The organism is Pseudomonas sp. Leaf48, from assembly GCF_001421885.1.
Lineage (GTDB): Bacteria > Pseudomonadota > Gammaproteobacteria > Pseudomonadales > Pseudomonadaceae > Aquipseudomonas.
The window spans coordinates 288,513-310,971 of sequence record NZ_LMLH01000003.1 but is presented as its reverse complement, the minus strand read 5'-3'; the positions used below and the strand labels follow the sequence as shown (position 1 = coordinate 310,971).

The following is a 22,459-nucleotide window of genomic DNA, read 5'->3' as shown; positions in this document are numbered from 1 at the left end:
GCGGGTCAGGCCCCCACTGAATTATCTGTAGCTTAGCCTTTTGCCAGCAACGCGCGAAAGCTTTGCCGGCGTCACGGCATCAGTTAGCAACATTTGTCATGCAGAGTGCTACGAGAATGAAATTGCCGGCCTTCTGACGCCCCAAGTCAGGTAGAATGCGCGCCCGGTTTTTGGAGAAGCTCATGACCCTGCTCAAATTCAGCGATGTGTCCCTTGCTTTCGGCGCTATGCCGTTGTTGGACAAGGTGTCCTGGCAGATCGCCCGTGGTGAGCGGGTGTGCATCATCGGCCGCAACGGCACTGGCAAGTCCAGCATGATGAAGCTCGTCAAGGGCGACCAGAAGCCCGATGACGGCTCTGTCTGGCGTGCACCCGGGCTCAAGATCGGCGAATTGCCGCAAGAATTGCCGGTGGCCGACGAGCGGACAGTGTTCGACGTGGTTGCCGAAGGCCTGGACGGCGTCGGTGCCTTGCTTGCCGAATATCACCACCTGAGCCAGAACTGCGTCACCGATGCCGACCTGGACAAGCTGATGCACGTTCAGCACGACCTCGAAGCCCGTGATGGCTGGCGCTTGCAGACCCTGGTCGACAGCACCCTGAGCCGCCTGCAGTTGCCTGCGGACAAGACCCTCGCCGAATTGTCCGGCGGCTGGCGTCGTCGCGTGCTGCTGGCCCAGGCCCTGGTGTCCGAGCCGGACCTGCTGTTGCTCGATGAGCCGACCAACCACCTGGACATCGGTGCAATCGCCTGGCTTGAAGAAGCACTGAAGGATTTCCAGGGCGCCGTGCTGTTCATCACGCACGACCGTTCTTTCCTGCAGAACCTGGCGACCCGCATCCTCGAACTGGATCGCGGCGGCCTGATCGACTGGAATGGCGATTACGCCAGTTTCCTCGTGCACAAAGAAGCCGAACTGGCGGCGGAAGCCACCGCCAATGCCCTGTTCGACAAGCGCCTGGCCCAGGAAGAAGTGTGGATTCGCCAGGGCATCAAGGCCCGTCGCACCCGTAACGAGGGCCGCGTGCGTGCCCTCAAAGCCTTGCGCGTGGAGCGCAGCGAGCGTCGTGAGCGTACCGGCAAGGCCAATATCCAGCTGGAAACCGCCGACAAGTCCGGCAAGCAGGTGATGGTCCTCGAGAATGTGAGCTTCGCTCACCCGGGTGGCCCGTTCCTGATCAAGGATTTCTCGATGGTGCTGCAGCGCGGTGACCGTATCGGCCTGCTCGGCGCCAACGGTACCGGCAAGACCACGCTGCTCAAGCTGATGCTCAGCGGCCTGCAGCCAACCAGCGGCAAGGTGGAAGAGGGCACGAAGATCGATGTGGCCTACTTCGACCAGTTGCGCCACCAGCTGGATCTGGAAAAGACCGTGATCGACAACGTCGCCGAAGGTCGCGACTTCATCGATATCGACGGCCAGAGCCGCCATGTGCTGAGCTACCTCGGCGACTTCCTGTTCAGCCCGCAGCGTGCGCGCACGCCGGTCAAGGCGCTGTCTGGTGGTGAACGCGCTCGTCTGCTGCTGGCCAAGCTGTTCAGCAAGCCGGCGAACCTGCTGGTGCTCGACGAACCGACCAACGACCTCGACGTTGAAACCCTGGAGCTGCTGGAAGAGGTCTTGCTGACCTTCAACGGCACCGTGCTGATGGTCAGCCACGACCGGGCATTCCTCGACAACGTGGTCACCAGCACCCTGGTCTTCGAAGGTGAAGGCAAGGTTCGCGAATATGTCGGTGGCTATCAGGACTGGCTGCGTCAGGGCGGTTCGCCGCGCCTGCTGGGCGTGACTGAGAGCAAGTCCGGCAAGGCCGACCTAAATTCGGCAGTGGTCAAGGCCGAGCCTGCGCCAGTCGCGGCGGCAGTCGAGACACCCGTGGCGAAGAAGAAGCTCAGCTACAAGTTGCAGCGTGAACTGGAAGCGCTGCCGGGGCAGATCGAAGCCATGGAACAGCAGATTACCACCGTTGAGGCGCAGATGGCCGATGCCGGTTTCTACCTGCGTCCGGCTGCCGAGACGGCTGCGGTGATCGCTCAGCTGGAACAGTTGCAGGCTGAACTCGACGTGATGGTCGAGCGCTGGGCCGAGCTGGATGCCTGATTGATCGCGCAATAAAAAAAGCCCGGCGTTCAGTGATGAACGCCGGGCTTTTCATATGCAATGCGATCTGCGGATTATCGCAGATTCCATGTGGGAGCGGGCTTGCTCGCGAAGGCGGTTTAACATTCAACGAATGTGTCGACTGTAACACCGCTTTCGCGAGCAAGCCCGCTCCCACAATGATTTGTATTGTCAGCTTTTGTTTTGCAGGCGTACAGCGAGGACATCGCAAGGGGCGCCATGCAACACGTCGTTGGCGGTGGAGCCCAGCAGCAGTGCCAGGCCATGCCGGCCATGGCTGCCCACCACGATCAGGTCACAGGTCTGTTCCTTGGCCAGATGGTGAATCTCCTGGCGTGGCTGGCCGTAGGTCAGGTGGCTGTATTCCCGGGTAAGCTCCGGATACTTCACGATCAGCCGGTCAAGGCGCTCTTTGGCCTGATCGAACTGCTGTTGTTGCAGTTGTGACAGGTCCATTGGCACATCACCGCCAAAGGCCATGGCCATCGGCTCGACAATGTGCACCAGCGACAGCTTCGCACCGCTACTTACCGACAGTTCGCGAGCGCGGTGGATTACAGGATCGCACTCTTCGGTTAGATCTACAGCGACCAGAATGTGGTTGTAGGGCATGAGGTGCTCCTCCTGAGGGATTGCAATATTGGTAAGTATGGCTGGTTTCAAGCGCATTGGTTCCAAAGTGACCCAATGTGCCCATCAAGAATCGGGAGTACAGATATGACGGTCTGGATAGTGCTGTCAATACTGCTGGTGGTGCTGAGTCCACTGGCATGGTTGCGCCCGTCCCGTGCCCAGAGTGGCCGGATAGCCCTGCGCATGGAGGCCCGACGCATCGGCCTGGCCATGCAATTGGCGCCTCAGGAGTGGCCGCACTGGCTCAGCCAGGAGCCGCCAAGCCCGTGTGCGCAGTACCATCGCCCGCGCCGGGGCAGTCAGCCTGCGTGCTGGAGTTACTGGCAGAAATCGCCAGGTGTCTGGGTCAATCAGTGGCAGGAAATCTGCGAAGATCCGGCGTTACTCAATCATTTCGAAAAATTGCCAGGCAATGTCTACAAGGTCGAGGCGGACAGGCAGATGATCGCTTTGTACTGGGGCGAGAAGGGCGAAGCCGAGGTATTGCAACAGATCGACGCCACCTTGAAGGCGCTCGCCTGAACTCCCTCCTGCTCACGCCGGCGCAGGCGCGAGCATGCTCGCGAAAAACCAGAGAACGCCTCGGGGCGTCAGGTTTGCCGCGTCATCGTTGACCACCATCGCCAGCATGCTGGCTCCTGCAGGAGTCGGGCAAAAAAAAGCCCGACAGTATCATCGGGCCGGTTTGGCCAGGCAGGCCGGTAAATCGGTTCGGGCTGAATTTGCATCAGGCATTGCCAAAAAGCATTCATGTTTATCCCGCTTTTCGCCAGCGTAGCTCGTTAAACGCGGCCTGCAGGGAATTAGGGCGACTTTTCTAACAATTGATCCTATGAATGCGTTCACATGCTTCGGCGTGTTTAAGGCCTCGTAGTACGGAAATGACCGTAAAGTCGCGCTCCATCCCCTGTTTCAGGCGATTGACAATTGTCGGAAATTCCGTGAAGGTGACGTACCCAAATCAAACGGGCGTATGAATTGAGCGTTTGTTTTACAGATCGCTCCTACAGAATCCCGAATATCGCGTTGGCGGGTGTGTCGGGGGAATGGGCGTAGCATCGACGGAAACCGTCCCTGCCGAACCATTCGCCTGCGTCCGACGTGTACTGTTCAGCTTCCATATCGTGGAGATCAGTTGATGATTTACGAAGGTAAAGCCATCACGGTTAAGGCTCTTGAAAGTGGCATCGTCGAACTGAAGTTCGACCTCAAGGGTGAGTCCGTCAACAAGTTCAACCGTCTAACCCTGAACGAACTGCGTCAGGCCGTGGACGCCATCAAGGCAGATAATTCGATCAAGGGTGTGATCGTCAGCAGCGGCAAGGACGTGTTCATCGTCGGTGCCGACATCACTGAATTTGTCGACAACTTCAAGCTGCCGGATGCAGAGCTGGTTGCTGGCAACCTCGAAGCCAACAAGATTTTCAGCGATTTCGAAGACCTCAACGTGCCGACCGTAGCGGCCATCAACGGCATCGCGTTGGGTGGCGGCCTGGAAATGTGCCTGGCGGCGGACTACCGCGTCATGTCCACCAAGGCCAAGATCGGTCTGCCGGAAGTCAAGCTGGGCATCTACCCGGGCTTCGGCGGTACCGTGCGTCTGCCGCGCCTGATCGGTGCCGACAACGCCATCGAGTGGATTGCCGCTGGCAAGGAAAACCGTCCTGAAGACGCGCTGAAAGTCGGTGCCGTCGATGCAGTGGTTGCTCCTGAGAAATTGCAAGATGCTGCCCTGGAACTGATCAAGCGCGCCATTTCCGGTGAGTTCGACTTCAAGGCCAAGCGTCAGCCCAAGCTTGAGAAACTCAAGCTGAACGCTATCGAACAAATGATGGCCTTCGAAACCGCCAAAGGTTTCGTGGCCGGTCAGGCTGGCCCGAACTACCCGGCGCCGGTTGAAGCGATCAAGACCATCCAGAAAGCTGCGAACTTCGGTCGTGACAAGGCGCTGGAAGTCGAAGCTGCCGGTTTCGTCAAACTGGCCAAGACCTCTGCTGCACAAAGCCTGGTCGGTCTGTTCCTGAACGATCAGGAGCTGAAGAAAAAGGCCAAGGCCTACGACGAAATCGCCAAGGACGTGAAGCAGGCCGCTGTACTGGGCGCCGGCATCATGGGTGGCGGCATCGCCTACCAGTCGGCTTCCAAAGGCACGCCGATCCTGATGAAGGACATCAACGAGCACGGTATCGAGCAGGGGCTGGCCGAAGCCGCCAAACTGCTGGTTGGCCGCGTTGAAAAAGGCCGCATGACCGCCGCAAAAATGGCCGAAGTACTCAACGGCATTCGTCCTACCTTGTCCTACGGTGATTTCGGTCACGTCGACCTGGTGGTTGAAGCTGTCGTCGAGAACCCAAAGGTCAAGCAAGCCGTTCTGGCCGAAGTCGAAGACCAGGTCAAAGAGGACACCATCCTCGCCTCGAACACCTCGACCATTTCCATCACCTTGCTGGCCAAAAACCTCAAGCGTCCGGAAAACTTCGTCGGCATGCACTTCTTCAACCCGGTGCACATGATGCCGCTGGTTGAGGTCATCCGTGGCGAGAAGTCCAGCGAGCTGGCGATTGCCACCACCGTTGCCTACGCCAAGAAAATGGGCAAGAACCCGATCGTCGTCAACGACTGCCCGGGCTTCCTGGTCAACCGCGTCCTGTTCCCGTACTTCGGCGGTTTCGCCAAGCTGGTCAGCGCCGGTGTGGACTTCGTGCGTATCGACAAGGTCATGGAAAAATTCGGCTGGCCTATGGGCCCGGCCTACCTGATGGACGTGGTCGGCATCGACACCGGCCACCACGGCCGTGACGTAATGGCTGAAGGTTTCCCTGATCGCATGAAAGATGACCGTCGTACGGCCATCGACGTGCTCTACGAAGCCAAGCGCCTGGGCCAGAAGAACGGCAAGGGCTTCTACGCCTACGAGACCGACAAGAAAGGCAAGCAGAAGAAAGTCGCCGACCCGGCGGTACTGGAAGTGCTCAAGCCAATCGTCTACGAGCAGCGCGAAGTCACTGACGAAGACATCATCAACTGGATGATGATCCCGCTGTGCCTGGAAACCGTGCGTTGCCTTGAAGACGGCATTGTCGAAACCGCTGCCGAAGCCGACATGGGTCTGGTCTACGGTATTGGTTTCCCTCCATTCCGTGGCGGTGCGCTGCGCTACATCGATTCGATCGGTGTTGCCCAGTTCGTTGCCCTGGCTGACCAGTACGCTGATTTGGGCGCGCTGTACCACCCGACCGCGAAGCTGCGTGAAATGGCCAAGAACGGCCAGAGCTTCTTCGGTTAAGTGCCCCCAACTAGAGTGAGAGTGAACTTATGAGCTTGAATCCTAGAGACGTCGTGATTGTCGACTTCGGTCGTACTCCGATGGGCCGCTCCAAGGGCGGCATGCACCGCAACACCCGCGCCGAAGACATGTCGGCGCACCTGATCAGCAAATTGCTGGAACGCAACGTCAAGGTCGACCCGAACGAAGTCGAAGACGTGATCTGGGGCTGCGTGAACCAGACCCTGGAACAGGGCTGGAACATCGCCCGCATGGCGTCCCTGATGACCCAGATCCCGCACACCTCGGCCGGCCAGACCGTCAGCCGCCTGTGTGGTTCGTCCATGAGTGCCCTGCACACTGCCGCGCAAGCGATCATGACCGGCAACGGTGACGTGTTCGTTGTCGGCGGCGTCGAGCACATGGGCCACGTGAGCATGATGCACGGTGTCGATCCGAACCCGCACATGTCGCTGCACGCGGCGAAAGCCTCGGGCATGATGGGCCTGACCGCGGAAATGCTCGGCAAGATGCACGGCATCACCCGCGAGCAACAGGACGCTTTCGGTTTGCGCTCCCACCAACTCGCCCACAAGGCGACCGTGGAAGGCAAATTCAAAGACGAAATCATCCCGATGCAGGGTTACGACGAGAACGGTTTCCTGAAAACCTTCGACTACGACGAAACCATTCGTCCGGAGACCACTCTGGAAAGCCTGGCAGCGTTGAAGCCAGCGTTCAATCCAAAGGGCGGCACCGTGACAGCCGGTACTTCGTCGCAGATCACTGATGGTGCCTCGTGCATGATCGTGATGTCGGCGCAGCGTGCACAGGACCTGGGCATCCAGCCTATGGCGGTGATTCGCTCGATGGCAGTGGCAGGTGTGGACCCGGCGATCATGGGCTATGGTCCAGTACCGGCCACACAAAAAGCATTGAAGCGTGCGGGTCTTGGTATTTCCGATATCGACTTCTTCGAGCTCAACGAAGCTTTCGCCGCACAGGCCCTGCCAGTGCTGAAAGATCTGAAAGTACTCGACAAGATGAACGAGAAGGTTAACCTGCACGGCGGCGCGATTGCCCTGGGTCACCCGTTCGGTTGCTCCGGTGCGCGTATCTCGGGCACTTTGCTCAACGTGATGAAGCAAAATGGCGGCACCTTTGGGGTAGCCACCATGTGCATTGGTCTCGGCCAAGGCATCTCCACCGTCTTCGAACGCGTTTAAGCGTCTCGTTGATGGAAGCCGGGGCCAAGTGCCCCGGTTTTTGTTTTTCCGGATTTATTTTTGTTTTTATTTTGAAAAAATTTGAGTGAGGGCCAAAGCATGCCGATACAACCTGGGCTCTACCAACATTACAAAGGTCCGCAGTACCGCGTATTCAGTGTCGCGCGGCATTCGGAAAGCGAAGAAGAAGTGGTCTTCTACCAAGCCCTGTATGGCGATTACGGCTTTTGGGTACGTCCCTTGAGCATGTTCCTGGAGACCGTCGAGGTTGACGGCGAACAGGTGCCGCGCTTTGCTCTGGTGCAGGCCGAAGAAAGCCTTTTTAACAGGCCATAAGCCGAGGGCGCGCAAAACCCTGCGCTTGACCTCACCTTGTTGCCACTATATATAGCGGTGCCGCGTCAGGCGCCAATCGCCTTTCACTTCTCGAATTCAGGAATTTTCTGATCCATGGGCAAATCGCTGGTCATTGTGGAATCCCCGGCTAAGGCCAAGACCATCAACAAGTATCTGGGTAACCAATACGTGGTGAAGTCGAGCATCGGCCATATCCGAGACCTGCCCACCAGCGGTTCGGCTAGCGCCAGCAAAGAGCCAGCTGCCAAGCGTGGCAAGGCCGCCGCAGGTGAAGGTCCGGTGCTCTCGCCGAAAGAAAAGGCGCGCAAGCAGCTGGTCGCGCGCATGGGTGTCGATCCGGATCATGGCTGGAAAGCCAAGTACGAGATCCTCCCGGGCAAAGAAAAAGTCATCGAAGAGCTGCGCCGGCTCGCCAAGGATGCTGACACCATCTATCTCGCAACCGACTTGGATCGCGAGGGGGAAGCCATTGCCTGGCACCTGCGCGAAGCCATCGGTGGTGACGACAGCCGCTACAAGCGCGTGGTGTTCAACGAAATCACCAAGAAGGCGATTCAGGAAGCCTTCTCCCAGCCGGGCGAACTGGACATCGATCGTGTCAACGCTCAGCAGGCGCGTCGCTTCCTCGACCGCGTAGTGGGTTACATGGTTTCGCCGCTGCTGTGGGCCAAGATCGCCCGCGGCCTGTCCGCCGGTCGCGTGCAGTCGGTAGCGGTAAAGCTGGTTGTTGAGCGTGAGCGCGAAATCCGTGCCTTCAACCCTGAAGAGTATTGGGAAATCCACGCTGACCTCGGCACCGCCAAGGGCGCGAACGTGCGTTTCGACGTGGCTCGCGAGAAAGGCGAAGCCTTCAAGCCGCTCAATGAAGCCCAGGCCATGGCCGCGCTGGAAAAGCTCAAGGCTTCCAGCTACAGCATCGTCAAGCGCGAAGACAAGCCGACCAGCAGCAAACCGTCGGCGCCATTCATCACCTCCACCCTGCAACAGGCCGCGAGCAACCGCCTGGGCTTCGGCGTGAAGAAGACCATGATGATGGCCCAGCGTCTGTATGAAGCCGGCTACATCACTTACATGCGTACCGACTCCACCAACCTCTCGGCTGACGCCGTGGCGATGGCGCGTACCTATATTGAAGGCGAGTTCGGCAAGAAGTACCTGCCGGAAACGCCGAACGTCTACAGCAGCAAGGAAGGCGCACAGGAGGCTCACGAAGCGATTCGTCCTTCCGACGCCAATACTGAGCCAAGCAAGCTGTCGGGCATGGAGCGTGACGCTGAGCGGCTCTACGAGCTGATCTGGCGCCAGTTCCTCGCTTGCCAGATGCTGCCGGCGCAATACCTGTCGACTACCGTCACCGTCGGTGCCGGCGACTTCGAGCTGCGCGCCAAGGGCCGCATCCTCAAGTTCGACGGTTACACCCGTGTCATGCCGCAAATTGCCAAGCCAGGCGACGACGATGTATTGCCGGACATGGCCCAGGGCGATGCGATGAAGCTGATCAAGCTTGATCCGACCCAGCATTTCACCAAGCCGCCGGCGCGTTACTCGGAAGCCAGCCTGGTCAAGGAAATGGAAAAGCGCGGCATTGGTCGTCCTTCGACCTATGCGGCGATCATTTCGACCATCCAGGACCGTGGCTACGTGGCGCTGCATAACCGCCGCTTCTACTCGGAAAAGATGGGAGACATCGTTACCGAGCGCCTGTCCGAAAGCTTCTCCAACCTGATGGACTACGGCTTCACCGCCGGCATGGAAGAGCACCTCGATGACGTGGCCCAGGGCGAACGCGACTGGAAAAACGTGCTGGACGAGTTCTACGGCGACTTCAAGAAGAAACTGGAAGTTGCCGAAAGCCCGGACAACGGCATGCGTGCCAACCAGCCGGTAATGACCGACATTCCGTGCACCACCTGCGGTCGTCCGATGCAGATTCGTACTGCTTCGACCGGCGTGTTCCTCGGTTGCTCGGGCTACAGCCTGCCGCCGAAAGAGCGCTGCAAGGCCACCGTTAACCTGGTGCCGGGCGATGAAATCGCCGCGGACGACGAGGGTGAGTCGGAGTCGCTGGTGTTGCGTGGCAAGCATCGCTGCCCGATCTGCAGCACGGCGATGGATGCCTACCTGCTGGATGAGAAGCGCAAGCTGCACATCTGCGGTAACAACCCCGATTGCAATGGCTACGAAATCGAGGAGGGCACCTACCGCATCAAAGGCTATGAAGGCCCGAGCCTGGAATGCGACAAGTGTGGCAGCGAGATGCAGCTCAAGACCGGCCGTTTCGGCAAGTTCTTCGGTTGCACCAATGCGACCTGCAAGAACACCCGCAAACTGCTGAAAAGCGGTGATGCGGCGCCGCCGAAGATGGACCCGGTGAAGATGCCCGAGCTGAAATGCGAAAAGGTCAACGACACCTACATCCTGCGCGATGGTGCATCCGGACTGTTCCTGGCGGCCAGCCAGTTCCCGAAAAACCGTGAGACCCGTGCTCCTCTGGTGCTGGAAATCATCCCGCACAAGGATGAGATCGATCCCAAGTATCACTTCCTCTGCGAAGCGCCGAAGAAGGACCCGGATGGCCTGCCAGCGGTAATCCGCTATAGCCGCAAGACCAAGGAACAGTACGTGCAGACCGAAGTCGACGGTAAGCCGACTGGCTGGAAAGCGTTCTATGACGGTGGCAAGTGGAAGGTTGAAGACAAGCGTCCGGCCGCCAAGGCTTAACGGCCTGCGGTAGCAAAAAGGCCGCATGAGCACCTTAGGGTGTTCATGCGGCCTTTTTGTTGGTTGTCTGCTGTCTCTTTCTGTAGGAGCGAGCACGCTCGCGAAAAAACGCTAGGGCGACGCGTTTATCCAGAAAGCTCGCGTTATCGTTGACGTCCATCGTCGGAACTCCGCCCGGAGCAGGCTCGCTTGTATGGTAGGGCTTGCAGTCGCATCGGCCGATCCACGACACTGTCTGACCTGCTAGAAGCCCTTATTCGTTGTGGAGGCTGCCGTCATGGCCCACGAACTCTATACCCGTACCAATCAGAAGATTTATTTCGCCGGCCTGTCGCTTGAGGCGCTCGCGCGGGCGGAGGAGGGGCGGGCAATGAACTCCCTGGCGCTGATCCAGGCCGGACGCGAATCGGCATTGTTTCACCTGTACGGCGCCTTGTTGGGGCTGTGCCATGAAATCGCCGGCTTCTATCGTCTGCCACAAGCCAATGCGCCCCGTGCAGAGCTGTTGCTGACTCGAGAAGTGCTGGAAACCATCGCCATTCCGGAAATGGCCGAGATGGTCGAACTGGCCCACAATCCGCAAACCTGGCTGGCCAAGCTGTTGGCGGCCCATGCTGCGCTGTTCCAGCCGCCAAGAGCGCCGCGCAAGCCAAAAGGCGATGTGACGCAACCGTTGATCCTGGCGGTCAATCTGGACGAAGAGGAGGCAGCCGAGGAGCTGAGTCGGGAAGAGCTGGAGAGCTGGCGTCAGAACCTGAAAGGGTTGGCGATCAGGTTTCGCGAAGGCCTGAACGAGTGCTGAAAGAAGCGTCCAGGCAATGACAGCTGGTCAAGATACCAAGCGAAGCCTGAACGATGCCTATATAATGCTCGCCTTTCGTGGAGAACAGTCCTTTATGCCAACGTCCTTTCTAGAAATTGTCGAGTTACCAGACGGCCGAATCGAGCTGCGCAGGGCCGAGGACGAAGGTTCTCTGGTTACTTTGGATTTCTCCGAGGATGCCAAGGTGTTTCTGCAAGGCCAGCACGTAGAGGTCGCCAAGGCGATGCTGAGCGTCGGCGTGCAGATGGCGGGTCGCCTTGTCGAGGGCGAATTCGAAAAGGAAGAGGGATCGCGGGTTCTGCACTGATCCCCGTCCGTCGCATTATCCTGTATCGCCACATATCGGCTTCTCCGTCCCTTGGAGAAGCCTTACGCGGATCAAAACGCGTCTTGCCTGCCGTTAACCCAGTCGAATATTCAGGCTCTGAGCGTCCCCGGTGCGGGCGGCGCTGATCAGTTGTTGCCGAGATTGGGCATTCAACGGGTTGAGCCAACTGACCACCGTATGGCTGCGGCCCAGGCGCAGGGCTTCACAGGTCAGTTGCTGGGCACTTTGGCTGCCCCGTGGTTGCAGCAGCAGAATGCGTTCGCGGTTGAGGCCTGCATCGCGTAGCCAGGCCTGGGTCAGGCTGGCGGGCGGGGCTATCAGTGTCAGCCAGCGCGCATCCTGGTCCTGGCTCAATTCCCGAAGAATCGGCGCCAGAAGGTTCAGGCAGTTTCCGGCTGCACCGCGCAGTGACAGCTCACTGAAAACTTCGGGCTCGGCGCTCCAGGGCGCTTCGACCACGTCTTTCAGGATCGGTGCCAATGGCTGGGCCATGAACGCTTCGAACAGCGAAAGTTGGGCTTGCTGTGGCGATGTCTGTGGAAACTGCATGATGCCTCCTTTAGCGGCGTATCACGCCGACACTCAAGCCTTCGATCACCAGTTCCTGGTCCTGAAGGTTCACTTCGATCGGGGCGAACTCGGGATTCTCGGCGATCAGCCAGACTTTGCTGCCGTCACGCTTGAAGCGCTTGACGGTGACTTCGTCGCCGATCCGGGCAACCACGATCTGGCCGTTACGGGCCTCGCGGGTGGTATGTACCGCCAGCAGGTCGCCGTCGAAAATGCCGACATCCTTCATGCTCATGCCGTGGACGCGAAGCAGGTAGTCCGCGCGTGGATGGAAGAACGCAGGATTGATGTTGCACGACTCTTCGATGTGCTGCTGCGCAAGAATCGGGGCGCCTGCTGCAACCCGGCCAATGATCGGCAGGGTGGAGTCGTCCGCCTTGGCTTCGAAGCCGGGGATGCGAATGCCGCGGGACGCGCCGGGGGTCATCTCGATTGCACCCTTGCGGGCCAGTGCCTTGAGGTGTTCTTCCGCGGCATTGGGTGACTTGAACCCCAGTTCCTGAGCGATTTCCGCGCGAGTGGGCGGATAGCCGTTGTCTTCCAGGCAGCGTTTGATGAAGGCCAGAATTTCGGCTTGGCGTGGCGTCAGCTTTAGCATATTGATCGCTCTGTTTTTTTATACAGTGACTGGGATTATATACAGTGGCGCGATCTTGGCAATGCTCCTTTTTTCACAGGGCGCCGGACGGTGTGTCAACGTACGGATGGAAGCTTTACTGATCTATGGTTAAATGTAGGGACGCACGCGGCGAAACGCGTGGCCATGCTTGACAAGGCGGGGTTTGAAACGTATGTTTCAAACAAGTGTTTGTCAGGCGGAGTAGCCATGGCCCAGTCGGAAACCGTTGAACGCATTCTCGATGCTGCCGAGCAGTTGTTCGCGGAAAAAGGTTTCGCCGAAACCTCATTGCGTCTGATCACCAGCAAGGCCGGGGTCAACCTGGCAGCGGTGAACTATCACTTCGGCTCCAAGAAGGCCCTGATCCAGGCCGTCTTCTCGCGTTTCCTCGGACCGTTTTGCATCAGCCTCGATAAAGAGCTGGAGCGGCGCCAGGCCAAGCCCGAAATCAAGCCGACACTCGAAGAACTGCTGGAGATCCTCGTCGAGCAGGCCCTGGTGGTGCAGCCACGCAGCGGCAACGATCTATCTATTTTCATGCGCCTTCTGGGCCTGGCCTTTAGTCAGAGCCAGGGGCATTTGCGGCGTTACCTGGAAGATATGTACGGCAAGGTATTTCGCCGCTACATGATGCTGGTCAATGAAGCGGCGCCGCGGATCCCGCCGATCGAACTGTTCTGGCGTGTGCACTTCATGCTGGGTGCGGCGGCGTTCAGCATGTCCGGGATCAAGGCCTTGCGGGCGATTGCCGAGACCGACTTTGGTGTGAACACTTCGATAGAGCAGGTAATGCGCCTGATGGTGCCGTTCCTGGCCGCCGGCATGCGCGCCGAAACCGGGGTGACTGATACGGCCATGGCTACTGCGCAGTTGCGTCCGCGCAGCAAGTCCTCGACGGTTGCCGCCAAGGTTTGACCGCGCACGGGTGGGCGCGGCAGCTGACATCCGTTAAGCTAGCCGCCCATGCCGACTCTCGTTTTGAATCCTTCCCCCATTGATATCGCCGACCTGCCGGGCATTGCCCATGGCGGCGAATTCGCGCGGGCGGGGTTCCTCGTAACCAAGGAATTGCTATGACTGCTGGCCTGCAAGGCTCGTTGATGGTGGACGTCGCCGGTACCTGGCTGACGGCCGAAGATCGCCAATTGTTGCGCCAGCCCGAGGTGGGCGGCCTGATTATTTTCGCGCGCAACATCGAGCATCCACGCCAGGTGCGTGAATTGAGTGCGGCAATCCGTGCCATTCGTCCCGATCTGCTGCTGGCGGTGGATCAGGAGGGTGGCCGGGTGCAGCGTCTGCGCCAGGGCTTTGTGCGGTTGCCGGCCATGCGTGCGATTGCCGATAACCCGAATGCCGAATACCTGGCCGAGCAATGTGGCTGGATCATGGCCACCGAAGTGCTGGCCGTTGGCCTGGACCTGAGTTTCGCTCCGGTGCTGGACCTCGACTATCAGCGCAGCGCCGTGGTTGGCACCCGGTCGTTCGAGGGTGACCCTGAGCGCGCGGCATTGTTGGCGGGTGCATTCATTCGCGGCATGAACAGCGCCGGCATGGCGGCCACTGGCAAGCACTTCCCCGGTCACGGTTGGGCCGAGGCGGATTCCCACGTCGCGATCCCGAACGACGAGCGCAGCCTGGAAGAGATTCGTGCCAACGACCTGGTGCCGTTCGCCCGGTTGAGCAAGCAGTTGGCCGCGGTCATGCCGGCTCATGTGATCTATCCGCAAGTCGACTCCCAGCCTGCCGGTTTCTCCCGGCGCTGGCTGCAGGACATCCTGCGCGGTGAGCTGCAATTTGACGGGGTGATTTTCAGCGACGACCTGTCCATGGCCGGTGCGCACGTGGTCGGTGATGCTGCCAGTCGCATCGAGGCGGCACTGACCGCTGGTTGCGACATGGGCCTGGTGTGCAATGATCGCGCGGCGGCGGAGCTCGCCCTGAGCGCGGCCCAGCGTCTGAAGGTCAAACCATCCGGGCGCATTGCGCGGATGCGCGGCCGTTCGTTCGCCAGCACCGAATACCGTCAGGACCCGCGCTGGCTGGCAGCCGTCGGTGCGCTCAAAGAAGCTCAATTGATAGATTAAGGACTGTTCGTTATGACGGTTTACGCGATTATTGGTGGCACCGGCCTGACTCAGCTCGAAGGCCTGAGCATTCGTCAGTCATTGGCGGTGGATACGCCTTACGGTGCGCCTTCTGCTGAAGTGCAGATCGGCGAATATGCCGGCAGGGAAGTGCTGTTCCTCGCCCGTCACGGCCATCCCCATCGTTTGCCGCCACATCAGGTGAATTATCGCGCCAACCTCTGGGCGCTGAAACAGGCCGGGGCCGACGCGGTGCTTGCGGTCAATGCCGTGGGCGGTATTCATGCCGCCATGGGCACCGGGCATTTCTGCGTGCCGCATCAGTTGATCGACTACACCAGCGGTCGCCAGCACACGTACTTCGCCGATGATCTGGAGCAGGTCACCCACATCGATTTCAGCTACCCCTACAGCGAACCGCTGCGTCAGCAATTGATCGCGGCGCTGGCTGCAGAAGGCGTTGGCTACAGCAGCCACGGCGTGTATGCCTGCACCCAGGGGCCAAGGCTGGAAACCGTCGCTGAAATCGCCCGGCTAGAGCGTGATGGCTGCGACATCGTTGGCATGACCGGCATGCCGGAAGCGGCGCTGGCCCGTGAGCTGGAGCTGGATTACGCCTGTCTGGCACTGGTGGTGAACCCGGCGGCGGGCAAGTCGACGGCGGTAATCACCATGGCCGAGATCGAGCAGGCGTTGCATGATGGGATGGGCAAGGTGAAGTCGACATTGGCGCGGGTTCTCAGGGGCTGAGCCAGCCTTGGTACCGTGTTGACCCCTTCGCGAGCAAGCCCGCTCCCACAGGTTCAGTGTCGTTCAAAATATTAGTGTTCGACGCGGTCACTGTGGGAGCGGGCTTGCTCGCGAATTCGATCTAACGGGCGTCGTGTATTTCAGCGCTTCTCGAGCTTGTCCGGCAACGGCGCAAACAGCGCTTCGATGTCATCGCTCTGCAGTTTCCAATCCCCGGTCTTGCGCCCATCGAGCACGCCGGCCGCCAGGTCGGATTTTTCTTTCTGCAGGTGCTGAATCTTCTCTTCCACTGTGCCTCGGGCAATCAGCTTGTAGACGAACACCGGCTTCTCCTGGCCGATCCGGTACGCGCGGTCGGTCGCCTGGTTCTCTGTCGCCGGGTTCCACCAGGGGTCGTAATGAATCACCGTGTCCGCTTCGGTCAGGTTCAGGCCAACACCACCGGCCTTCAGGCTGATCAGAAAGATCTGACGCTTGCCGCTCTGGAAATCCTTCACCGGCGCACGTCGGTCGCGGGTCTGGCCGGTCAGCAGCGCGTAGGCGACCCCGCGTTTCTTCAATTCGTCTTCGATCAGCGACAACATTGAGGTGAACTGCGAAAACAGCAGGATGCGCCGTCCTTCCTCGAACAGCTCTTCGAGCATTTCCATCAGGCTGTCGAGTTTGCCTGACGTGCTGCCACGGCTGGGCAGAGGCGCGTCATTGGCCAGGCGCAAATCGCAGCACACCTGGCGTAGCTTGAGCAGCGCTTCGAGAATGATGATCTGACTGCGTGCGACACCTTTGCGGGTGATCTCGTCGCGGACTTTCTTGTCCATGGCCAGGCGCATGGTTTCATACACGTCGCGCTGGGCTTCGTTGAGCTCGACCCAGTGAACGATCTCGGTTTTCGGCGGCAGTTCAGTGGCAACCTGTTCCTTGGTGCGGCGCAGCAGGAATGGTTTGATCCGGCCGTTGAGGTGTTGCAGGCGTACTTCGCTGGCGCGTTTCTCAATTGGAACGCGGTAGTCGCGGTTGAAGCTTTTGACGTCACCCAGCCAGCCGGGCAACAGGAAGTGGAACAGCGACCACAGTTCGCCCAGGTGGTTTTCCAGCGGTGTGCCGCTCAGGCACAGGCGCTGCCGCGCACTCAATTGGCGGGCTGCCTGCGCCGCCTTGCTGTTGGGGTTCTTGATGTACTGCGCCTCATCCAGCACCAGTACGTGCAACGGCTGCGCGGCCAGGCGTTCGACATCCTTGGGCAGCAGTGCATAGGTGGTGAGGATCAGGTCGTACTCGGCCAGCTTGTCAAAATGCTTCTTGCGGCTGGCGCCGTACAGCGCCAGCACTTTGAGCTGTGGTGTGAAATGCGCTGCTTCGTCGAGCCAGTTGGGAATCAGGCTGGTGGGCATCACCACCATGCACGGCCGGTCCAGGCGCCCGGCGATTTTTTCGCTAAGAATATGCGCCAGGGTTTGCAGGGTTTTACCCAGGCCCATGTCATCCGCGAGAATCCCGCCCACCTCAAGCTGACGCAGCGACTGCATCCAGCTCAAGCCTTCGAGCTGGTAGGGGCGAAGGGTCGCATTCAAACCTTGCGGGGCGGCGGCGGTGTAGTCCTTGATGTCGCGCAGGCGCTGGGCAAAGGTGCGAATCTGTTCGCCGCCTTCCCACAGTAATGGCATGTCCTCGAGGGGATTGAGGCGTATGGCATCGGCCTTGCTCAGGCGCAGGGTGGTCTCGCCGGGTTCCTGCAGATAAAACTCGCCGAGGGTCGCCAGTACCGGCTTCAGGCGGCCAAAGGGCAGGGCGACTTGCAGCGGCCCGTGCTCGGAATTCGGGCGATTGGGGATGTTCACCAGAATCAGTTCGTCATCGCGGCGTCGGGCCAGGCGTTCCGGGTTGAGGATTTCGGTGTGCGAACGCATCAGGTTGAGCAGGATCGGCAGCAGGCTCAGGCGCTCGCCGTTGACGATGATCCCCAGTTCCAGGTCGAACCAGTCGCGTTCCGGAGCCTGGTCGACGGTGGCGTACCAGTCGTCCACGGCGGTCAGGTCGAAGCCGAAGTCGTCGTCGATCAGCAGTTCCCAGCCGTGGTCGCGCAGCTTCGGCAGTTCATTGAGGGTGAAGGTCAGCCAGGCGCTGTCGTTGACCATCTCGAACAATTCGCCGGCGCTTTCAGGAAGCGCTTTGCTTTGCCGGGTGGCGATCCTGAAACCGAGGATTCTCAATTGCTCCCGGTAGGACTGTTCGACATCAGGATGACGTTTGATCCGCAGCGTCTGTGTCTCCTGGCGAATCAGGATGTCAGTGTTTTTCTGGCCTGAAACGTACTCGTCCAGGTAACTGAAGGACAGCGCCGCGCGATGCTGTATATAGCGCTGCATCCTGCCATTGCGTGGCTCGAAGGCGCTGAATTCGATGCTTGCCAGCCATAGGCGCGGCACTGGTTGCACGTTGTCCACCAGCACTTGCGGCGGCGCTTTCGGGCCGCGGTTCTCCAGTACGGCCTGAAGTTTTTCCAACAGGTTGGCATCTTTGGCGGCGGCCGGGAAATCGAGGGTTTCCTGCACTTGCAGCAGAACCGCCGCGCAATGTTTGCAGTTACTGTGCACGGGGCAGCTGCAGGTGGCGTCGACCATCAGCAAGGTGCCCTTGGCCGATTCGCGCAGGCGAATGGTCTGGCGGTAAACGTTACTGCCAGAGCCTTCGCAGGCGGCGATGATAGTGGCGTCGCCCGCCTCAACAATCCTGACGCGGTTCTCCAGTGCGTAGCGGCGGCCACGCTCCAGGCTCTGTTCCTTGAATCGGCTGACCCAGGAAGGTGCCAGGGGTTTGCTCAGGGTTGCGGACATAAGGACGTCAATCAGTCCGGAATTTCATCGGGGGCTGGCCGGGGTGCAGGCGCGGTCAGCGAGGTGATCTTGATCAGCAGGCCCAGGTGGCCGTTATCGAGGAAGTTCAGCTGGCCGTTCTTGGTGTGGCTTTCCTGTTTCAGGCGCTCGCTGGCAGTCACCATGCCATTGGTGTCGATCTGATTGACCCAGAAGTCTGCATCGACGTCGGTGAAGCGTCCCAGTTTCAGGCTCAGCGTGCCCTCGATCGGGAATTGACCGTATTGTTCCTGACCGTCGCTGATCGCGACTTTGCTGGCGTTTTCACCGAGGTTCTGTTGCCAGGCCTTGTGCAGCAGCACCGTGTAGTCGTTGCTGGCGGTGAGTTTTTCCACCTCGCCGTTGAGGCTCGGCGTGCGCAGGCTGTCAGCGCCGATCAGCTTGGCACCGGCGGCCCAGTCCTCTGGCGCGGCGCGGCTGACAATGGCCGGCACGGCGTTTTGCCGTACCAGAATCATTTCGACCTGATACAGGTCATCGGCAAATGCCGTTGGGGTGACCAGGGTCATCAACAGGGTCAGTGAACGAAACAGGCGCATGTGGCGTCCTTCAAGCAGTTTTCGGAACGAGGCGCTCGAACAGCGCCTCTACAGTATTAAAGCGCTCTTCCGGGCGCTCCATTGGAACCATGAACTTAAATACCGTGGCCCCTTCGAATTTGTAGCGTTTTGGCTGGCTCTGGATCAGTTTGATCAGGGTCAGCGGGTCGACCGGGGTTTGCGCCGCGAATTCGACGCGACCGCCTTGCGGACCGCCATCGACCTTCTTGATACCCAATAGCTCGGCCTGCAATTTCAACGCAGTGATGCGCATCAGGTTCTTGGTCGGCTCCGGCAGCAGGCCGAAGCGGTCGATCATTTCCACCTGCAGATCCTTGAGCCCTTCCTCGTCGGTGGCCGAGGCAATGCGCTTGTAGAGAATCAGACGGGCGTGAACATCCGGCAGGTAGTCCTCGGGAATCAGCGCCGGAACACGCAGGTTGACCTCCGGGCCGCCCCCCAACGGTTGATCGAGGTTCGGTTGTTCGCCCTTGCGGATCGACTTCACCGCGCGCTCGAGCATCTCCATGTACAGGGTAAAGCCGACCGCCTGAATCTGCCCGCTCTGGCCATCGCCGAGCAGCTCGCCGGCGCCGCGGATTTCCAAGTCGTTGGTGGCGAGCACGAAGCCAGCACCGAGGTCCTGGGTGTTGGCGATCGCTTCCAGACGCTTTTCCGCATCCGGGGTGATTTGCTGGCGCGGCGGCGTCAGCAGATAGGCATAGGCCTGGTGGTGGCTGCGTCCGACCCGGCCGCGCAGCTGGTGCAATTGTGCCAGGCCGAACTTGTCGGCGCGCTCGATGATGATGGTGTTGGCGCTCGGCACGTCGATGCCGGTCTCGATGATGGTCGAGGCGATCAGCACGTTGAAACGCTTGTGGTAGAAGTCGCTCATCACCTGTTCGAGTTCGCGTTCGCGCATCTGCCCGTGACCGATGCCGATCCGTGCCTCCGGCACCAGTTCGGCGAGGTCGGCGGCGCATTTCTCGATGGTCTTCACATCGTTGTGCAGGTAGTAGACCTGGCCGCCGCGCAGCAGCTCGCGCAGCAGGGCTTCCTTGACCGTGCTTTTGTTCTGCTCCATGACGAAGGTGCGTACCGACAGGCGCCGGGCCGGCGGTGTGGCGATGATCGACAGGTCGCGCATGCCCGACACCGCCATGTTCAGCGTGCGCGGAATCGGCGTGGCAGTCAGGGTGAGGATGTCGACTTCGCTGCGCAGGGCCTTGAGCTGTTCTTTCTGGCGGACACCGAAGCGGTGCTCTTCGTCGATGATCACCAGCCCCAGGTTTTTGATTTTTACATCGTCGGACAGCAACTTGTGCGTGCCAATGACGATGTCGATCTTGCCTTCGGCGAGGTCGGCGACCGCGGCGTTGACTTCCTTGGCCGACTTGAAGCGACTCATCACTTCCACGGTCACTGGCCAGTCGGCGAAGCGGTCGCGGAAGCTGTTGTAGTGTTGCTGGGCGAGCAGGGTGGTCGGCACCAGGATCGCCACTTGCCGGCCGCCATGCACGGCGATGAACGCCGCGCGCATGGCCACTTCGGTCTTGCCGAAGCCGACGTCACCGCACACCAGGCGGTCCATCGGTTTCGGTGCGAGCATGTCTTCGCGAACGGCTTCGATGGTGGTTTGCTGGTCCGGTGTTTCCTCGAACGGGAAGCCGGCGCTGAAGGTGGCGTAGTCGGCTTTCGGGTCGGCAAAGGCGTAACCTTCGCGGGCGGCGCGACGGGCATAGATATCGAGCAATTCGGCAGCCACGTCGCGCACCTGTTCGGCGGCTTTGCGTTTGGCTTTCTGCCAGGTTTCCGAGCCGAGACGGTGCAATGGAGCCAAGGCGTCGTCACTGCCGGTATACCGGGCGATCAGGTGCAGGTTGGCGACCGGCACGTAGAGCTTGGCGCCTTCGGCGTATTGCAGGGTCAGGAACTCAGCGGCCTGATCGTCGATTTCCAGCGTCGCCAATCCGAGGTAGCGGCCTACGCCGTGATCAATGTGTACCACCGGCGCGCCTTCGCGCAGCTCGGTAAGGTTCTTGATGACCGCATCGTTGTTGGCGTCGGCACGTTTTTCGCGACGCCGACGCTGCATCACCCGTTGGCCGAACAATGGGCTTTCGGCGACCAGGGCCAGGCCCGGATCGTCCAGTAGCAGGCCTTCATCGAGCGGTGCGATGGTGATCGCCAGGCGCTCTTTGCCGGCGACAAAGTCAGGCCAGCTATCGACGGTTTTCGGTCGCAGCTTCAAGCGTTCCAGCAGCTCCAGCAGCACTTCGCGCCGGCCCGCAGACTCGGCGGTGAACAGTACGCGCCCAGGGAATTGGTCGAGGAAACCAGCCAGCGCCGCCATCGGCTGGGTGGCCTTGGCTTCGATGGCCAGGTCCGGCAGCGACCGGGCCGGGAAGCGCTCGCGGCCAACACCGGGTTCGACATCCTGCTGGCTGGCGACCACTCGCGGCCAGCTTTTCAGGCGGGCGAAGCAATCCTCTACCGGCAGGAACAGTTCGTCCGGTGGCAATAAAGGACGGGACGGGTCGACGCGACGCTCTTCGTAGCGATTGCGCACGTCGTTCCAGAAATTTTCCGCCGCCTGTTCGATGCCCGGCAAGGAGAACACCTGGGTGTCCTGGGGCAGGTAATCAAACAGCGTCGAGGTTTCGTCGAAGAACAGCGGCAGGTAGTACTCGATACCGGCCGGGGTGATTCCGCTGCTCAGGTCCTGAAATATCGGGCAGCGACGGAAATCGACATCGAAACGCTCGCGAAAGCGTGCCTTGAAGCGGGTGACCGCATCTTTTTGCAGCGGGAATTCCCGCGCCGGCAACAGCTTGACCGAATCGACCTTGTCGATGGAGCGCTGGTTCTCCGGGTCGAAGGTGCGCAGGGTTTCGATTTCGTCGTCGAACAGGTCGATCCGGTAGGGCAGCTTGCTGCCCATCGGGAACAGGTCGATCAGCGAGCCGCGAACGGTGAACTCGCCATGCTCGTACACCGTATCGACATAGCGATAGCCGGTGGCCTCGAGGCGGGTACGCATCTGTTCGACATCGAGCTTCTGGCCGACATCCAGTACCAGGCTGCTGCCGAGCAGGAATTTGGTCGGCGCCAGGCGGTGCAATGCAGTGGTGATCGGCACCACCAGCACGCCGTGCGCAAGCTCCGGCAGCCGGTAAAGGCTGGCGATGCGCTGGGAGATGATGTCCTGGTGCGGTGAGAACAGATCGTAGGGCAGGGTTTCCCAGTCGGGGAAATGCAGCACGGGCAAATCCGGGGCGAAGAAACTCAGCTCCTGTTCCAGCCGTTCGGCACTTTGGCTGTCGGCGGTCAGCAGCAGGGTAAAGCGCTTGGCAGCGCTGGCGGCCTCGGCAATGGCCAGGCTCAGGGCGGCACCGGGCAGGTTGCCCCAGTGCTGTTTACCTGCCGCGGCAGGGAGAAGCGGTAGACGCAGAACGGGCACGGAAGGTTGAGCTCCAAGCGTTGCGACAAAGTCGGTAATTGTAGCGGCCCGGAGTGCCGCCTGTCAGTTGCAGACTGTGTCTAATCCA

The 22,459-nt window shown here is 60.1% G+C and carries 17 protein-coding genes; 11 read left to right on the top strand and 6 right to left on the bottom strand.

Annotation, left to right across the window (positions count from 1 at the left end; all coding sequences use genetic code 11):
- Positions 1-182: 182 nt before the first annotated feature.
- Positions 183-2,102, top strand: coding sequence for an ATP-binding cassette domain-containing protein (locus ASE98_RS04455; protein WP_060540156.1), 1,920 nt, complete (start codon positions 183-185; stop codon positions 2,100-2,102).
- Between the two features lie 192 nt (positions 2,103-2,294).
- On the opposite strand, the gene ASE98_RS04450 is transcribed toward ASE98_RS04455, so the two are convergent.
- Positions 2,295-2,735 (bottom strand): universal stress protein, encoded by a 441-nt coding sequence (locus tag ASE98_RS04450; protein WP_060540155.1) that lies wholly within the window; start codon positions 2,733-2,735, stop codon positions 2,295-2,297.
- A gap of 105 nt (positions 2,736-2,840) precedes the next feature.
- Between ASE98_RS04450 and ASE98_RS04445 the strand changes: the two genes are divergently transcribed.
- The 7 genes from ASE98_RS04445 to ASE98_RS04415 all read left to right on the top strand — a co-directional run bounded on the left by ASE98_RS04445 (position 2,841) and on the right by ASE98_RS04415 (position 11,455).
- The gene (locus ASE98_RS04445; RefSeq protein ID WP_060540154.1) at positions 2,841-3,278 is read left to right on the top strand and encodes a hypothetical protein; all 438 of its coding nucleotides are present in this window, start codon (positions 2,841-2,843) and stop codon (positions 3,276-3,278) included.
- Positions 3,279-3,894: 616 nt separating this feature from the next.
- Positions 3,895-6,042 carry a fatty acid oxidation complex subunit alpha FadB gene (gene fadB / locus ASE98_RS04440; protein ID WP_060540153.1) on the top strand — a complete coding sequence of 716 codons (2,148 nt, stop codon included), beginning with the start codon at positions 3,895-3,897 and terminating at the stop codon, positions 6,040-6,042.
- Positions 6,043-6,071: 29 nt separating this feature from the next.
- Positions 6,072-7,247, top strand: coding sequence for an acetyl-CoA C-acyltransferase FadA (fadA, locus tag ASE98_RS04435; RefSeq protein ID WP_060540152.1), 1,176 nt, complete (start codon positions 6,072-6,074; stop codon positions 7,245-7,247).
- A 99-nt stretch (positions 7,248-7,346) separates the two neighbouring features.
- A complete protein-coding gene (locus ASE98_RS04430) occupies positions 7,347-7,583 on the top strand; it encodes a DUF1653 domain-containing protein (protein WP_060540151.1) in 237 nt (78 codons plus the stop codon).
- Between the two features lie 114 nt (positions 7,584-7,697).
- Entirely contained in the window at positions 7,698-10,325 is a 2,628-nt protein-coding gene (gene topA / locus ASE98_RS04425) for a type I DNA topoisomerase (RefSeq protein WP_060540150.1), read from the top strand.
- Between the two features lie 277 nt (positions 10,326-10,602).
- Positions 10,603-11,127, top strand: a complete 525-nt coding sequence (locus ASE98_RS04420) for a DUF6586 family protein (RefSeq protein WP_060540149.1) — start codon at positions 10,603-10,605, stop codon at positions 11,125-11,127.
- 94 nt (positions 11,128-11,221) lie between these two features.
- Positions 11,222-11,455 carry a hypothetical protein gene (locus ASE98_RS04415; protein ID WP_060540174.1) on the top strand — a complete coding sequence of 78 codons (234 nt, stop codon included), beginning with the start codon at positions 11,222-11,224 and terminating at the stop codon, positions 11,453-11,455.
- A 93-nt stretch (positions 11,456-11,548) separates the two neighbouring features.
- On the opposite strand, the gene sulA is transcribed toward ASE98_RS04415, so the two are convergent.
- Entirely contained in the window at positions 11,549-12,025 is a 477-nt protein-coding gene (gene sulA / locus ASE98_RS04410; protein ID WP_060540148.1) for an SOS-induced cell division inhibitor SulA, read from the bottom strand.
- Positions 12,026-12,035: 10 nt separating this feature from the next.
- Entirely contained in the window at positions 12,036-12,644 is a 609-nt protein-coding gene (gene lexA, locus ASE98_RS04405; RefSeq protein WP_007974043.1) for a transcriptional repressor LexA, read from the bottom strand.
- A gap of 228 nt (positions 12,645-12,872) precedes the next feature.
- Here lexA and ASE98_RS04400 point away from each other — a divergent pair, with 228 nt between their 5' ends.
- The 3 genes from ASE98_RS04400 (at position 12,873) to ASE98_RS04390 (ending at position 15,499) form a co-directional block, all read left to right on the top strand.
- The gene (locus ASE98_RS04400) at positions 12,873-13,580 is read left to right on the top strand and encodes a TetR/AcrR family transcriptional regulator (RefSeq protein WP_060540147.1); all 708 of its coding nucleotides are present in this window, start codon (positions 12,873-12,875) and stop codon (positions 13,578-13,580) included.
- A gap of 170 nt (positions 13,581-13,750) precedes the next feature.
- Positions 13,751-14,749 carry a beta-N-acetylhexosaminidase gene (gene nagZ / locus ASE98_RS04395; protein WP_177336947.1) on the top strand — a complete coding sequence of 333 codons (999 nt, stop codon included), beginning with the start codon at positions 13,751-13,753 and terminating at the stop codon, positions 14,747-14,749.
- A 12-nt stretch (positions 14,750-14,761) separates the two neighbouring features.
- Complete coding sequence (locus ASE98_RS04390; protein WP_060540145.1) at positions 14,762-15,499, top strand: S-methyl-5'-thioinosine phosphorylase; 738 nt, start codon at positions 14,762-14,764, stop codon at positions 15,497-15,499.
- A 140-nt stretch (positions 15,500-15,639) separates the two neighbouring features.
- Here the strand turns inward: ASE98_RS04390 and ASE98_RS04385 are convergent, their stop codons facing one another.
- Genes ASE98_RS04385 through mfd form a run of 3 tightly spaced genes read right to left on the bottom strand, consistent with a single transcriptional unit; the run spans position 15,640 to position 22,371 of the window.
- Positions 15,640-18,333 carry a DEAD/DEAH box helicase gene (locus ASE98_RS04385; protein ID WP_060540144.1) on the bottom strand — a complete coding sequence of 898 codons (2,694 nt, stop codon included), beginning with the start codon at positions 18,331-18,333 and terminating at the stop codon, positions 15,640-15,642.
- 11 nt (positions 18,334-18,344) lie between these two features.
- On the bottom strand, positions 18,345-18,911 hold the full coding sequence (locus ASE98_RS04380; RefSeq protein ID WP_060540143.1) for a CsiV family protein: 567 nt from the start codon (positions 18,909-18,911) through the stop codon (positions 18,345-18,347).
- A gap of 10 nt (positions 18,912-18,921) precedes the next feature.
- A complete protein-coding gene (mfd, locus tag ASE98_RS04375) occupies positions 18,922-22,371 on the bottom strand; it encodes a transcription-repair coupling factor (RefSeq protein ID WP_060540142.1) in 3,450 nt (1,149 codons plus the stop codon).
- Positions 22,372-22,459: the final 88 nt, after the last annotated feature.

What these genes read in the sequence shown, in the direction of transcription:
- ASE98_RS04455 (WP_060540156.1), top strand. Translation starts at nt 183, where the DNA reads ATGACCCTGCTCAAATTCAGCGATGTGTCCCTTGCTTTCGGCGCTATG.
- ASE98_RS04450 (WP_060540155.1), bottom strand. Translation starts at nt 2,735, where the DNA reads ATGCCCTACAACCACATTCTGGTCGCTGTAGATCTAACCGAAGAGTGC.
- ASE98_RS04445 (WP_060540154.1), top strand. Translation starts at nt 2,841, where the DNA reads ATGACGGTCTGGATAGTGCTGTCAATACTGCTGGTGGTGCTGAGTCCA.
- fadB (WP_060540153.1), top strand. Translation starts at nt 3,895, where the DNA reads ATGATTTACGAAGGTAAAGCCATCACGGTTAAGGCTCTTGAAAGTGGC.
- fadA (WP_060540152.1), top strand. Translation starts at nt 6,072, where the DNA reads ATGAGCTTGAATCCTAGAGACGTCGTGATTGTCGACTTCGGTCGTACT.
- ASE98_RS04430 (WP_060540151.1), top strand. Translation starts at nt 7,347, where the DNA reads ATGCCGATACAACCTGGGCTCTACCAACATTACAAAGGTCCGCAGTAC.
- topA (WP_060540150.1), top strand. Translation starts at nt 7,698, where the DNA reads ATGGGCAAATCGCTGGTCATTGTGGAATCCCCGGCTAAGGCCAAGACC.
- ASE98_RS04420 (WP_060540149.1), top strand. Translation starts at nt 10,603, where the DNA reads ATGGCCCACGAACTCTATACCCGTACCAATCAGAAGATTTATTTCGCC.
- ASE98_RS04415 (WP_060540174.1), top strand. Translation starts at nt 11,222, where the DNA reads ATGCCAACGTCCTTTCTAGAAATTGTCGAGTTACCAGACGGCCGAATC.
- sulA (WP_060540148.1), bottom strand. Translation starts at nt 12,025, where the DNA reads ATGCAGTTTCCACAGACATCGCCACAGCAAGCCCAACTTTCGCTGTTC.
- lexA (WP_007974043.1), bottom strand. Translation starts at nt 12,644, where the DNA reads ATGCTAAAGCTGACGCCACGCCAAGCCGAAATTCTGGCCTTCATCAAA.
- ASE98_RS04400 (WP_060540147.1), top strand. Translation starts at nt 12,873, where the DNA reads ATGGCCCAGTCGGAAACCGTTGAACGCATTCTCGATGCTGCCGAGCAG.
- ASE98_RS04390 (WP_060540145.1), top strand. Translation starts at nt 14,762, where the DNA reads ATGACGGTTTACGCGATTATTGGTGGCACCGGCCTGACTCAGCTCGAA.
- ASE98_RS04385 (WP_060540144.1), bottom strand. Translation starts at nt 18,333, where the DNA reads ATGTCCGCAACCCTGAGCAAACCCCTGGCACCTTCCTGGGTCAGCCGA.
- ASE98_RS04380 (WP_060540143.1), bottom strand. Translation starts at nt 18,911, where the DNA reads ATGCGCCTGTTTCGTTCACTGACCCTGTTGATGACCCTGGTCACCCCA.